9 protein-coding genes are annotated in these 13,207 nt (G+C 75.7%); all 9 read left to right on the top strand.

The window, feature by feature from the left end; translation table 11 throughout:
* Positions 1 to 302: 302 nt before the first annotated feature.
* The 9 genes from allB (at position 303) to CNX65_RS29105 (ending at position 13,198) form a co-directional block, all read left to right on the top strand.
* Positions 303 to 1,775 carry an allantoinase AllB gene (gene allB / locus CNX65_RS29145; RefSeq protein WP_096496603.1) on the top strand — a complete coding sequence of 491 codons (1,473 nt, stop codon included), beginning with the start codon at positions 303 to 305 and terminating at the stop codon, positions 1,773 to 1,775.
* Positions 1,772 to 2,767, top strand: coding sequence for an allantoicase (gene alc / locus CNX65_RS29140; protein ID WP_096496602.1), 996 nt, complete (start codon positions 1,772 to 1,774; stop codon positions 2,765 to 2,767). The genes allB and alc overlap by 4 nt, the downstream gene beginning before the upstream one ends.
* 685 nt (positions 2,768 to 3,452) lie before the next feature.
* On the top strand, positions 3,453 to 4,931 hold the full coding sequence (locus tag CNX65_RS29135; RefSeq protein WP_096496601.1) for an alpha/beta fold hydrolase: 1,479 nt from the start codon (positions 3,453 to 3,455) through the stop codon (positions 4,929 to 4,931).
* Positions 4,932 to 5,238: 307 nt separating this feature from the next.
* Entirely contained in the window at positions 5,239 to 6,582 is a 1,344-nt protein-coding gene (locus tag CNX65_RS29130) for an ammonium transporter (RefSeq protein ID WP_096498060.1), read from the top strand.
* Positions 6,579 to 6,917: a P-II family nitrogen regulator gene (locus CNX65_RS29125; protein ID WP_096496600.1), complete on the top strand. Its 339-nt coding sequence runs from the start codon at positions 6,579 to 6,581 to the stop codon at positions 6,915 to 6,917. Before CNX65_RS29130 ends, CNX65_RS29125 begins: the two co-directional genes overlap by 4 nt.
* Positions 6,918 to 6,937: 20 nt before the next feature.
* On the top strand, positions 6,938 to 9,286 hold the full coding sequence (locus tag CNX65_RS29120) for a [protein-PII] uridylyltransferase (protein ID WP_096496599.1): 2,349 nt from the start codon (positions 6,938 to 6,940) through the stop codon (positions 9,284 to 9,286).
* Between the two features lie 458 nt (positions 9,287 to 9,744).
* Entirely contained in the window at positions 9,745 to 10,293 is a 549-nt protein-coding gene (locus tag CNX65_RS29115; protein ID WP_096496598.1) for an AAA family ATPase, read from the top strand.
* A 281-nt stretch (positions 10,294 to 10,574) separates the two neighbouring features.
* Entirely contained in the window at positions 10,575 to 12,131 is a 1,557-nt protein-coding gene (gene ffh / locus CNX65_RS29110) for a signal recognition particle protein (RefSeq protein WP_096496597.1), read from the top strand.
* A complete protein-coding gene (locus CNX65_RS29105) occupies positions 12,128 to 13,198 on the top strand; it encodes an amidohydrolase family protein (RefSeq protein WP_177154434.1) in 1,071 nt (356 codons plus the stop codon). Before ffh ends, CNX65_RS29105 begins: the two co-directional genes overlap by 4 nt.
* Positions 13,199 to 13,207 lie beyond the last annotated feature (9 nt).

Below are 13,207 nucleotides of genomic sequence, written 5' to 3'. Positions count from 1 at the left end.
CCCGACCCTGCGCGACGGTAGGAGCGCCCCGGAAGCCCTGTCAACCGGAGACCGCCGGGCCCTTCGGACGGGGGAACCGCGCGCGGGGGCGGGGGAGAGCGCTCCCACGCCGGGGTGGACCGGGAGCCGCCCCCGGCCCGCGCGCGAACCACACCGCGGGCTCGCCCGGCACCCCCGGAAGGTCGCACCGGCCGCGCTCGCCCCACGCCGTTCCGGAAGCCCGAACCCCGCCTGCCGCCAACCGGGAGACCGCCGCCCCGCAGCCCTCGCCCGCGCTCCCGGCGGCCGGCACCCTGACCCGCATGGACCTGGTCTTCCGCGCGAAGCGCGTGATCACGCCGGACGGCGAGATCGGCGCCGACGTCGGCGTGGCGGACGGCCGCATCACCGCCGTCGTCCCGCACCCGGACCCGACCGCTCCCGGCCGCGCGGGCACCGACCCGCTGCCCACCGGACCGTTCCGCGCAGGCCCGTTCGGGGCAGGCCCGTTCGGCGCAGGCGCAGCCCCCACCGGCCCGTTCCCCGCCACCCCGGCCACCACCCCCGCCGCCGCCCTCGTCCGCGAGGCCCTCCGCGCGGGAGCCGAGCTGGTCGAGCTGCCCGACGACGAGGTCCTCATCCCCGGCCTGGTCGACACCCACGTCCACGTCAACGACCCCGGCCGCGCCGACTGGGAGGGCTTCCCCACCGCCACGCTCGCCGCCGCCGCGGGCGGGGTCACCTCGATCGTCGACATGCCCCTCAACAGCCTCCCCCCGACCACCACCCCCGCCGCGCTCGACGCCAAGCTCGACGCCGCGCGCGGGCGCGCGCACGTCGACGTCGGCTTCTGGGGCGGCCTCCTGCCCGGCAACGGCGACCAGCTCGCCGCGCTCGTCGACCGGGGCGTCTTCGGGTTCAAGTGCTTCCTCGCGCACTCCGGCGTCGACGAGTTCCCGCACGTCGACGTCCCCCAGCTGCGCGCCGCGCTCACCCGCCTGCCGCCCGACCTGCCGGTGGTCGTCCACGCCGAGGACCCCGCCCACCTCGCCGAGCCCGCGAGCGGCGACTACCCCGGTTTCCTCGCCTCCCGCCCGCACGCCGCCGAGCAGCGCGCCGTCGCCGACGTCATCGCCGCCGCCCGCGACACCGGCCACCGCCTGCACGTCCTGCACGTCTCCAGCGCCCGCGCCGCCGCCGACCTCGCGGCGGCCAAGCGCGACGGCGTCCCCGTCACCGCCGAGACCTGCCCGCACTACCTCACCTTCACCGCCGAGGAGATCCCCGAGGGCGCCACCGCGTTCAAGTGCTGCCCGCCGATCCGCGAGGCCGCCAACCGCGAGCTGCTCTGGGCGGCCCTGCGCGACGGCGCGCTCGACCTCGTCGTCAGCGACCACTCGCCGTGCACCCCCGACCTCAAGCGCGGCGACTTCGCCACCGCCTGGGGCGGCGTCGCGAGCCTCCAGCTGGGCCTCCCGGCGGTGTGGACGCAGGCCCGCCGCCGGGGCTTCGCGCTGACCGACGTGGTCCGCTGGATGTCCACCGCCCCCGCCGACCTCGCCGGCCTGCGGCACAAGGGCCGCATCGCGCCCGGCGCGGACGCCGACCTGTGCGCGTTCGCCCCCGACGCCGCCTTCGTCGTGGACCGCGCCCACCTGCGCCACCGCAACCCGGTCACCGCCTACCACGGCCTGCCGCTGGCGGGCGGGGTGCGGCGGACCTGGCTGCGCGGGCGGCTGATCACCGGGGACGCGCCGTCCGGGCGGTTCCTGACCCGAGGCTGGGGAGCGGCATGAGCGCACCGGAGTGGACGAGGCTGCCGGACCTGGCGTCGCGCGGCGTGGGCGGCGGCGTGGTGTGGGCGAACGACGAGTTCTTCGCCGAGCGGGAGAACCTCGTCAACCGGGCCGAACCCGTCTTCCAGAGCTACACGTTCGGGCACAAGGGCCAGGTGTACGACGGCTGGGAGACCCGCCGCCGCCGCGAACCCGGCGACGACGCGGCGGTCGTGCGCCTGGGCCTGCCGGGGGTGGTGCGGGGCGTGGTCGTGGACACCGCGTTCTTCACCGGCAACCACCCGGTCGCCGCGACCGTCGAGGCCACGTCGGCGCCCGGCCACCCCGATCCGTCCGAACTGGACGGGTGGCAGGTGATCGTCCCGCGCGCGCCCCTCGGCGGCGACCGCAAGCACCACTTCGACGTCACCGCCGAGCGCCGCTTCACGCACGTGCGCCTCACCGCCCACCCGGACGGCGGCATCGCCCGGTTGCGCGTGCACGGCGACCCGGTGCCCGACCCGGAGCTGCTGGTGCCCGGCGCGGTGGACCTGGCCGCGCTGGAGAACGGCGCGCGCGTCGTGGGGTGCAGCGACATGTTCTACGGCTCGCCCACCAACCTCATCGCGCCCGGCCAGGCCGCCGTGATGGGGGAGGGCTGGGAGACCGCGCGCCGCCGCGACGACGGCAACGACTGGGTCGAGCTGGAGCTCGCCGGGCAGGGCGTCGTGGCGCTCGCCGAGCTGGACACCAGCCACTTCAAGGGGAACGCGCCCGGCTGGGCGTCGGTGCGCGGGCGCGACGGCGACGGCGACTGGGTCGACCTGCTGCCCCGCACCCGCCTGCAACCCGACACCCGCCACCGGTTCCGCGTCCGGGCCCCCGAGGCGGTGACGCGCGCGCGGCTGGACATCTACCCGGACGGCGGCATGGCCCGGCTGCGGCTCCTCGGGGCCCTCACCGACGCCGGGCTGACCGCGCTCGCACGGCGCTTCCACGACCTGTCGAGCTGAACCCCCGCTTTCGCGGATCTCCCGCAGTCCCCCTGGGTGAGGGGGCGGTGGAACCCCGGCGGTCCGGGCGTCGAGCCGCCCGCGCGGGAGCCGGAGGCGCGCACCGCGCAGCCGGGCGAGCCGCAGCGGCTGGGGCGCGCTGCCGCTGGCGGGTTGATCGCGGCTCGGGGGGCGTGACGCGGGCCGGACGGAGGCGGGAGGGGACGTGCGCCGGGGAGGACCCCGGCGCGCCCCGCCGTTCGGGCTCAGGGCGAACCCCGGCCGAACTCCGGGACGGGCGGCGACGTGCGGCGGATGCGACCGGGACCGGCCGCTCGGCACCCTGCTGGTGTTGGTCGAACCGTCGACCAGGAGGAACCGTGCGAAGAACCCCGTGGACGCCCGTGGTGGCCGCGGCGCTGGTCACCGCGCTGGCCTCCCCCACCGCCGTCGCCCACCCGGCCGCCGCGAGCCCCGGCGCACCGGTCGCCGCCGGGACCGCCTCGGCGCGGCCCGCCGCCGGTGGGCCCACCGCCGCGTGCCCCTCCGCCCAGAACTCCGCTGCCGAGACCCCCGCCGCCGAGACCCCCGCCGTCGAGACCCCGCCGCCCGGAGCGCCGAGGCGTTCGCCGATCCTGGTTACCGCGCCCCGATCACCTGGTCGCCGTGCCCGGAGGACGCCACCGCCGAGTGCGGGACCGTCCCGATGCCCGTGGACTGGAAGCGTCCCGGCGGGGCGCGGTTCGACCTCGCCGTCGCCCGGCGCGCCGCCACCGACCCGGCCGCGCGCGAGGGCGTCCTGCTGGTCGTGCTCGGTGGTCCCGGCGGGTCCGGTGTGGACTTCGCGCTCGTCGCCCACCGCTACTCCAGCCCCGAGGTGGTGCGCCGCTTCGACGTCGTGGGCGTGGACCCGCGTGGGGTCGCCCGCAGCCACGCGGTGGTGTGCTCGGCGGCCAAGCTCGCCCAGGCGCCCTCGCCCAAGCCCGCGAACCAGGCCGAGTTCACCGCGCTCGCCCGCCACAACCGCGAGCCGGCCGCCGACTGCCGCGCCCGCACCGGCCCGCTGCACGACCACGTCGACGCGCGCAGCGTGGTCGTGGACGTGGACGCGCTGCGCAGGTCGTTGGGGGAGCGCAGGATCAGCCACTTCGCCCTCTCCTGCAGCACCCTGTACGGCCAGCTGCACGCCGAGGCGCACGGCGACCGGGTGCGCGCGGTGGTCCTGGACAGCGTCATGGACCACAGCCTCGACGTCGGCCGCTTCGCGGAGACCGAGGCCGCCGCCGCGGAGGACTCGTTCGCCGAGTTCGCCTCCTGGTGCGGGCGGGCGCCGGAGTGCGCGCTGCACGGCCGCGACGTGGCCGCGCTGTGGCACGACCTCCTGGCGCGGGCCGAGCGCGGCGAGCTGACCGACCCGGACCGGCCGGGGACCGCGCTGACCGCCGACGCCGTCCGCGAGTCAGCGCTCGTGGACGGCTTTTCCCCGCCCGACTGGCACGGCCTGGCCACCCGCCTCGCCGCACTGGCCGCCGCACCCGCCCCGGCCGCACCCGCCCCGGCCGCACCCGCCCCGGCCGTGCCCACCCCGGCCGCGCCCGCCCCGACCGCGCCCACCACGCCCGCGCCTGCCCTGCCCACGCTCACCCCGGTCCCGCTCGCCAACCTCGCCCCACCCGCGCCCGACCACACCCGGTCCACCCCCGCCGACGTCGTCCCGCACCCGTTCCCCGCCGTGTTCTGCCGCGACTGGAGCGTCCCGATCCGCGACCACCGGGAGTTCGCCGCCCTCACCGCCCGAGCCGCCCGCGCGGCCCCGACCACGGGCGGCTCCCCGCTCAACACCCAGGTCCTCGCGGCCTGCGTCGGCCGCGCCGACGACGTCGTCGTCCCGCAGCGCGACCTCGACCTGTCGAACTCCCCGAAGGTCCTGCTGCTCAACGCCCGCCACGACCCGTCCACCGCGCACGCCCTGGCCGCCAACGTCCACCGCCGCAACCGCGCCTCCACCGCCCTACTCACCTGCGAGGGCTGGGGCCACGGCGTCTACGACCGCACCGCGTGCACCAGGTCCACCACCGACGCCCACCTCCTCCACCTCACCGCGCCCGCCCGCCCCGCGAGCTGCCCCGCCGTCGACCCGCCCGCGCCCTCGCGCACGGTGACCACGGCCCCCGCCCGAAGATGACCGAGCCCCCGACCCGACGAAAACCGTCCCGCCCCTGATCACCACCCCGGTGACCGACCGTCGCCCCATCCCACGACCGCACGATCCGACCCCCCGGTCGGGGCGACGCCCGGCACCGTCCGTCACCGCAAGAACCCCCGGATTCCGGTACCGCAGGGTGAAGAATTCCTGCCTTCAACCCCGTGAAACCCGCCCGTAACAAGGCCGATCCGACAGTTCACCGGGGTGAAACGTTCCGCGTCGGCGGGCGAAACAGCCGCTGTTGATGCTCCCCTGCAACCGACGTGCTGTTGCTGTGGAGGTCGACGTGGATACAGGGGACACCGCCTGGGTGCTCGCCAGTGCCGCACTGGTGCTGCTGATGACCCCCGGACTTGCCTTCTTCTACGGGGGCATGGTCCGCTCGAAGAGCGTGCTCAACATGATGATGATGAGCCTGGGCGCCATGGGCGTGGTCGGTGTGCTCTGGGTGCTGGTCGGCTACTCGACCGCGTTCGGCGCCGACCTCGGCGGTGGCCTGCTGGGCAAGCCGTTCGAGTTCTTCGGCCTGAGCGGCCTGCTCACCCCGGACTCGCTGTTCGGCACCATCCCGACCACGGTCTTCGTCTCCTTCCAGGCGATGTTCGCGATCATCACCGTGGCGCTGATCTCCGGCGCGATCGCCGACCGGGCCCGCTTCGGCCCGTGGCTGCTGTTCGCGGGCCTGTGGGCCCTGGTCGTCTACTTCCCGGTCGCGCACTGGGTGTTCGACTTCGACGGCAAGGACGCCGACGGCAACGTCGTCGACCCCGGCGGCTGGATCGCCAACAAGCTCGCCGCCATCGACTTCGCGGGCGGCACCGCCGTCCACATCAACGCGGGCGCCGCGGCGCTGGCGCTGGCGATCGTCCTCGGCAAGCGCGTCGGCTGGCCCAAGGACCGCATGAAGCCGCACAGCCTGCCCCTGGTCGTGCTCGGCGCCGGTCTGCTCTGGTTCGGCTGGTACGGCTTCAACGCGGGCTCCGCGCTGGGCGCCAACGCCACCGCGGGCGTCACCTTCATCAACACCACCGTCGCGACCTCCGCCGCCATGCTCGCCTGGCTGCTCGTGGAGCGCATCCGCGACGGCCACGCCACCACCCTGGGCGCCGCGTCCGGCGTCGTCGCCGGTCTGGTCGCCATCACCCCGGCCTGCTCGTCGGTCACCCCGCTCGGCGCGATCGCGGTCGGCGCCATCACCGGCGCCCTGTGCGCGCTGGCGGTCAGCCTCAAGTACCGCCTCGGCATCGACGACTCGCTCGACGTGGTCGGCGTGCACCTGGTCGGCGGCCTCTCCGGCACGATCCTCATCGGCTTCTTCGCCAGCGACGCCGCCCCGGCGGGCGTCAACGGCCTGTTCTACGGCGGTGGCGTCGACCAGCTCTGGCGGCAGGCCGTCGGCGCGATCGCGGTCCTGGCCTACTCCTTCGTCCTCAGCCTCGCCCTCGGCTACCTGGTCAAGCTGACCGTCGGCTTCCGCGCGGAGCAGGATGACGAGGTCGGTGGCATCGACGAGGCCGAGCACGCCGAGACCGCCTACGACCTCGGCGGCCTGTCCGGCTCGCGCGGCTCCGCCAAGCCCAGCGTCGCCGCGGGCGCGTCCGCGGTCCTTGAGGGGAGCAACAAGTCGTGAAGCTGATCACCGCGATCGTCAAGCCGTTCACGCTCGACGACGTCAAGACGGCACTGGAGCAGCTGGGCGTCCTGGGCATGACCGTCAGCGAGGTCCAGGGCTACGGCAGGCAGAAGGGCCACACCGAGGTCTACCGGGGCGCCGAGTACGCCGTGGACTTCGTGCCGAAGCTGCGGATCGAGGTGCTGGTGGACGACGCGGCCGTGGACAAGGTCCTGGACGCGGTCGTCGAGGCCGCCCGCACCGGCAAGATCGGCGACGGGAAGGTCTGGGTCACCCCGGTCGACACCGTGATCCGGGTCCGGACCGGGGAGCGCGGCACGGACGCCCTGTAGCGATGACTGGAGACGGCCGGATGGAGCACACCGAGACGGCCGTCGTCACGGCTGACGACCTGGTGCGGGCGCGCGATCGCCTGCTCGCACCGGGTCGTCGCCGTCTGACGGGCGAGGCCGTGCGCGAGGCGCTGGTGGACCTGCACGAGTTCTGGCTCACCGCGCACGCCTCGGCGTCGGGCGTCGGCGGGGCGGGCGGCGGGCTGGCGCTGGTCGCCGTGGGCGGCCTCGGCCGCCGCGAGCTGGTCCCCTACTCGGACCTCGACCTGCTGCTCGTCCACAACGGGCAGAAAGGCGTGGACGAGGTCGCCGAGAAGCTCTGGTACCCGCTGTGGAACTCGGGCATCGGGCTCGACCACTCGGTCCGCACGGTCGGCGAGGCGCTGCGCGTGGCCTCGACGGACCTGCGCACCGCCATGGGCCTGCTGGACGCGCGGCACCTCGCGGGCGACGCCGAGGTCAGCGCCCGGCTCGCGGAGGGCGCGCGGCAGGCGTGGCGCGCGGGCGTGCGCGGCAGGCTGGACGAGATCGCCGAGTCCGCGCAGCGCCGCTGGGCGCGCAGCGGCGACATCGCGCACCGCGTCGAACCCGACCTCAAGCACGGCAGGGGAGGGCTGCGCGACCTGACCGTGCTGGACGCGCTGGCCGCCGCCCAGCTGGTCGACCGGCCCGGCGCCGAGGTCGCCGAGGCCCGCAGGCTCCTGCTGGACGTGCGCACCGAGCTGCGCCGCGTCGCCGGGCGACCGCGCGACGTGCTGCGCGCCCAGGACGGCGACGAGGTCGCCGCCGCGCTCGGCCTGCTGGACCGGTTCGCGCTGGCCCGCGCGCTGTCCTCGGCCGCGCGCACCATCGTCTACGCGGTCGACGTCGCCACGCGCGCCGCCCGCGCCGCCGCGCCCCGCCGGGGCCTCGGCGTGTTCGCCCGCTCGCCGCTGCGCCGCGCGCCCGTCCGCAAGCCGCTGGACGAGGGCGTCGTGCTGCACGGCTCCGAGGTGGCGCTGGCCCGCGACGCCTCGCCCACCAGGGACCCGGCGCTGCTGCTGCGCGTGGCCACCGCCGCCGCGCGCTCCAAGCACCCCATCGCCGCGGGCACCCTGTCCCGGCTCGCCGACTCCGCGCCGGAGCTGCGCCAGCCGTGGCCGCGCGAGGCCCGCGACGAGCTGCTCGCGCTGCTCGGCGCCGGACCCGGTCTGGTCGACGTGGTGGAGGCGCTGGACCGCACCGGGCTGTGGGGCAGGCTGTTCCCGGAGTGGGGCGCGGTCCGCGACCTGCCGCCCCGCGACGCCGCGCACACCTGGACCGTCGACCGGCACCTGGTGCAGGCCACCGCGCACGCGGCCAAGCTCGTCACCAGGGTGTCCCGGCCGGACCTGCTGCTGCTGGGGACGCTGGTGCACGACATCGGCAAGGGCAGGCAGGCCGACCACTCCGAGGTCGGCGCCGCGCTGGCCACCCAGATCGGCGAGCGGCTCGGGCTGTGGCCGAACGACGTGGAGGTGCTGACCGCGATGGTCCGGCACCACCTGCTGCTGCCGCACACCGCGACCCGGCGGAACGTGGAGGACGAGGCGACCGTGCGGCGCGTCGTCGACACCCTCGGCGGCGACCCGGTGCTGCTGGAGCTGCTGCACGCGCTCGCCGAGTGCGACTCGGTGGCGACCGGGCCCGGCGTGTGGTCGGACTGGAAGGCGTCGCTGGTGCGGGACCTGGTGGCGCGCTGCCGCGCGGCCATGGCGGGCGACCCGCTGCCCGCGCCGGAGCCGCTGGACGAGCGGCAGCGCGAGCTGGCCGTCTCCGTCACCGCGTCGGGGCGGCCGGACGTGCTGCTGGAGGCGTCCGGGCAGGTCGCGACGGTGTCGGTGGCCGCGCCGGACCGGCCGGGGCTGCTGTCCAGGGCGGCGGGCGTGCTGGCGCTCAACTCGCTGGAGGTGCACGCCGCCGTGGTGGCCTCGCACGAGGGCGCCGGGGTGCAGGTGTTCACCGTGTCGCCGAGGTTCGGGTCGCTGCCGGACGTGGCGCTGCTGCGCGAGCAGTTCGCGCGCGCGGTCGACGGGTCGCTGCCGCTGGCCGAGAAGCTGGCCGCCAAGGAGCGCGACTACGGCGGCCCGCCGCTGGACCCGCCGCCCGCGCGGGTGCTGTGGTTCGACGACGAGTCGACCGGGTCGGTGGTGCTGGAGCTGCGGGCGGCGGACCGGATCGGGCTGCTGCACCGGGTCGCGGACGCGCTGGAGCGGTGCGGGTTGGACGTGCGGTGGGCGCGGGTGGCGACGCTCGGCGGGACGGTCGTGGACTCGTTCGCCGTCACCTCCGCGTCCGGGGACGTGGACCGGGTCGCGGTGGAGCGCGCTGTGCTGGCTTCCTCAGGGTGAGTGCGTAGCACTACGTACACCCGATCGGGGGAGGTCACGCTGCCCCCGCGGTCCGCCGAACGGCAGGCTCTGCGGTGTGGCGCCAGGGGGGACACCGGGCGCCGCGAACCGGGGCCCGGTTCGGTCCACCGAGGGGTTGGGTCGGCTCGGGCCACCAGGCCTCCGGCGCGGTTGGCGCTCCCGGACCGACCGCCCGGAGGTCCCCGCACGGGGAGTGGTCATCGCTCGGACGGGTTACCCCTTGCGCGGGTGGGCGCGGGGGAGCGGGCGCGATCGGAGTGCGTAGTTCTGCCACCAGGGGGGTGGGTGAACCACGCCGGTCGCGGCTCGTCCCCGACCGGGTCGGCCCAGGTCGGGCGCCCCGCGCGGCGGGGTCGCCCCGGGTTGCCCGCCGCGCGCTGTGGGTGGCGACACCATTCGACGGGGGAACTATCCGGTGTCCGAAACGTCTGTTTAGCATGGAAACGATGACCACCGTCGCCGTGGCGCCGCGCTCGCTCATCGTGCTGGCCGGACTGCCGGGCGCGGGCAAGTCGACCCTCCTGGCCACCGTCGACACGGGTGGCGAGCCCACCGTCGTGCTCGACTCGGACCAGGTCCGGGCGGCGCTGCGCGCCGCGCTCCCCGCCGGGCTGCCGTACCGCTGGTACCGGCCGCTGGTCCACCTGGCGCACCGGACCAGGGTGCTCTGGCACGCACTCGCCTCGCCCGGCCTGCTGCTGGTGCACGAGCCCGCCACGCGCGCCACCACGCGGGCCGCGCTGGTCGTGGTCGGCGCGCTGTCCGGGCGGCCGAGGCACTTCCTGTGGCTCGACGCCAGCCCGGACGAGGCGTTCAGCGGTCAGGTCAGGCGCGGCCGGGTGATCAGGCACCACTCGTTCGCCAGGCACGTCCGCAGGGCCGAGGCCTTCCGCGCCCGCTTCACCGAGGAGCGCCCGCCGCGCGGCTGGCGCGCCCTCACCAGGCTGACCAGGGCGGACCGCCTGCGCCTCGCGGTGACCGGCTGAGCGGCCCGCCCCGACCCGGCGGGCGGCTGACCCGCCCGCCGCCGACGCGCGCGCAGGTGCCCGACCGCCCCGCCCGCCTCCCGAACCACCCCCGCTGCGCCGTCCGGCCGCCCGACCACCGCTTTTCCCCCGCCGCCGCGCGAGGACCCGCGACCGTCCGTGACATGCCCGCGTCCCGGTGCGGCTACTCTGGCGGGAAGGCAATCGCCGCCCGGTCCCGCGCCCGACGGGGGTCGACGCGGCCCGTGATCATCCGACGACGTGCGAGGTCTGGCGGCACCGTGTTCAACACCCTTTCCGACCGGCTCACCTCGGTCCTGCAGAACCTGCGGGGCAAGGGGCGGCTCTCCGACGCCGACATCGACGCCACCGCGCGGGAGATCCGGGTGGCGCTGCTGGAGGCCGACGTCGCGCTGCCCGTCGTGCGCGCCTTCATCGCGAAGGTGAAGGAGCGCGCCAAGGGCGCGGAGGTCTCCCAGGCGCTGAACCCGGCCCAGCAGGTCATCAAGATCGTCAACGAGGAGCTCGTCGCGATCCTCGGCGGCGAGACCCGCCGGATCAACCTGGCGAAGAACCCGCCCTCGGTGATCATGCTCGCGGGCCTCCAGGGCGCCGGTAAGACCACCCTGGCGGGCAAGCTCGCCAAGTGGCTGCGCGGCCAGGGCCACACCCCGCTGCTGGTCGCCTGCGACCTCCAGCGCCCCAACGCGGTCACCCAGCTCCAGGTCGTCGGCGAGCGCGCGGGCGTCTCGGTGTTCGCCCCCGAGCCGGGCAACGGCGTGGGGAACCCGGTCGACGTCGCCAAGCGCGGCGTCGAGGAGGCCAAGCGGGCGCAGCACGACATCGTCGTCGTCGACACCGCCGGTCGCCTCGGCGTCGACGAGGAGATGATGCGGCAGGCCGCGGACATCCGCGCCGCCGTGAACCCCGACGAGGTCCTGTTCGTCGTCGACGCCATGATCGGCCAGGACGCGGTCAACACCGCGACCGCCTTCAGCGAGGGCGTCGGCTTCACCGGCGTCGTGCTCACCAAGCTCGACGGCGACGCGCGGGGCGGCGCGGCGCTGAGCGTCCGCGAGGTCACCGGCCAGCCGATCCTGTTCGCCTCCAACGGGGAGAAGCTGGAGGACTTCGACGTCTTCCACCCCGACCGGATGGCCAGCCGCATCCTCGGCATGGGCGACGTGCTGACCCTCATCGAGCACGCCGAGCAGGCCTTCGACGCCGAGCGCGCCGAGGCCGCCGCCGTGAAGATGGGGTCCGGCCAGCTCACGCTGGAGGACTTCCTCGAGCAGATGCTCGCGATCCGCAAGATGGGCCCCATCGCGAACCTGCTGGGGATGCTGCCCGGCGCGGGTCAGATGAAGGACCAGCTCGCGATGCTGGACGAGAAGCACCTCGACCGCGTGCAGGCGATCATCCGGGGCATGACCCCCGCCGAGCGGGACGACCCGAAGATCATCAACGCCTCGCGGCGGCTGCGCATCGCCAACGGCTCCGGCGTGCGGGTCAGCGACGTCAACGACCTCGTGACCCGGTTCTTCGACGCCCGCAAGATGATGTCGCAGATGGCGGGCCGCTTCGGCCTGCCCGGCGCGGGCGGCAAGAACAACCGCAAGAACGCCAAGGGCAAGAAGGGCAAGAAGGGCAAGGGCGGGCGCGGCCCGACGCCGCCGAAGGTGCGCGGCGGCTTCCCCGGCATGTTCCCCGGTGGGATGCCCGGCGGGATGCCGGGAATGCCGGGGATGCCCCCCGGTCAGCTCCCGCCCGGCCTCGGCGGCGGCATGAACGAGCTGCCCCCCGGCGTCGACCCGACCAAGCTGAAGTTCGGCAAGTGAGCGGTCTGCACCTGCGCGGCGTCGTCCTCCCGGAGAGCGAGCCGCGCGACCTCTGGGTGGTCAACGGGCGCGTGCGGACCGCCCCGGTGCCCGGCGCGCGGACCGTCGTGGACGGCGGCTACCTCGTGCCGGGCCTGGTCGACGCGCACTGCCACGTCGGCCTCGGCCCGAGGGGCGCGGTCGAGCTGGACGAGGCGGTCGAGCAGGCCGTGGCCGACCGGGCCTCGGGCGCGCTGCTGCTGCGCGACGCCGGGTCCCCGGTGGACACCCGGCCGCTGCAGGAGCGGCTCGACCTGCCCAGGATCATCCGCGCGGGCAGGCACGTCGCCCGGCCCAAGCGGTACCTGCGGCACATCGGCGTCGAGGTCCAGGACCCGGCGGAGCTGCCCGCGATCGTCGCCGAGCAGGCGGCGGACGGGGACGGCTGGGTCAAGCTCGTCGGCGACTGGATCGACCGGGAGACCGGCGACCTCGCCCCGCTGTGGCCGGACGAGGTCCTCGCCGAGGCGATCGCCGTCGCCCACGAGGCCAAGGCGCGCGTCACCGCCCACGTGTTCGGCGAGGACGCCCTGCCTGGCCTGCTCGCCGCGGGGATCGACTGCGTCGAGCACGGCACCGGCCTGACCGACGAGACCATCGCGCTGATGGCCGCGCGCGGCACGGCCCTGGTGCCCACGCTGATCAACATCGAGACGTTCCCGGCGATCGCGGCGGGAGCGGACCGGTACCCGGCGTACCAGCGGCACATGCTCGCCCTGCACGCGCGCAACCGCGACACCGTCGGCAAGGCGATCGAGGCGGGCGTCCCGGTCTACGCGGGCACCGACGCGGGCGGCGGCATCGCGCACGGCCGCATCGCCGACGAGATCGCCGCGCTGCGGAACGCGGGCATGACCGCCGAGCGGGCCATCGGGGCCGCCTCGTGGGCCGCCCGCGAGTGGCTCGGCTTCCCGTCCCTCGTGGAGGGCGCGGCGGCCGACGTCGTCGTCTACCCGACCGACCCCAGGCAGGACCTGTCCGTCCTGCGGCACCCGAGCGTGGTCATGCTCCGGGGCCGCGTCCTCTGACCGGTCCCG

The sequence above is a fragment of the Actinosynnema pretiosum genome (genome assembly GCF_002354875.1).
Taxonomy (GTDB): domain Bacteria; phylum Actinomycetota; class Actinomycetes; order Mycobacteriales; family Pseudonocardiaceae; genus Actinosynnema; species Actinosynnema auranticum.
The sequence above is the reverse complement of the archived record's forward strand: the minus strand, read 5'-3'. Positions and strand labels throughout refer to the sequence as shown.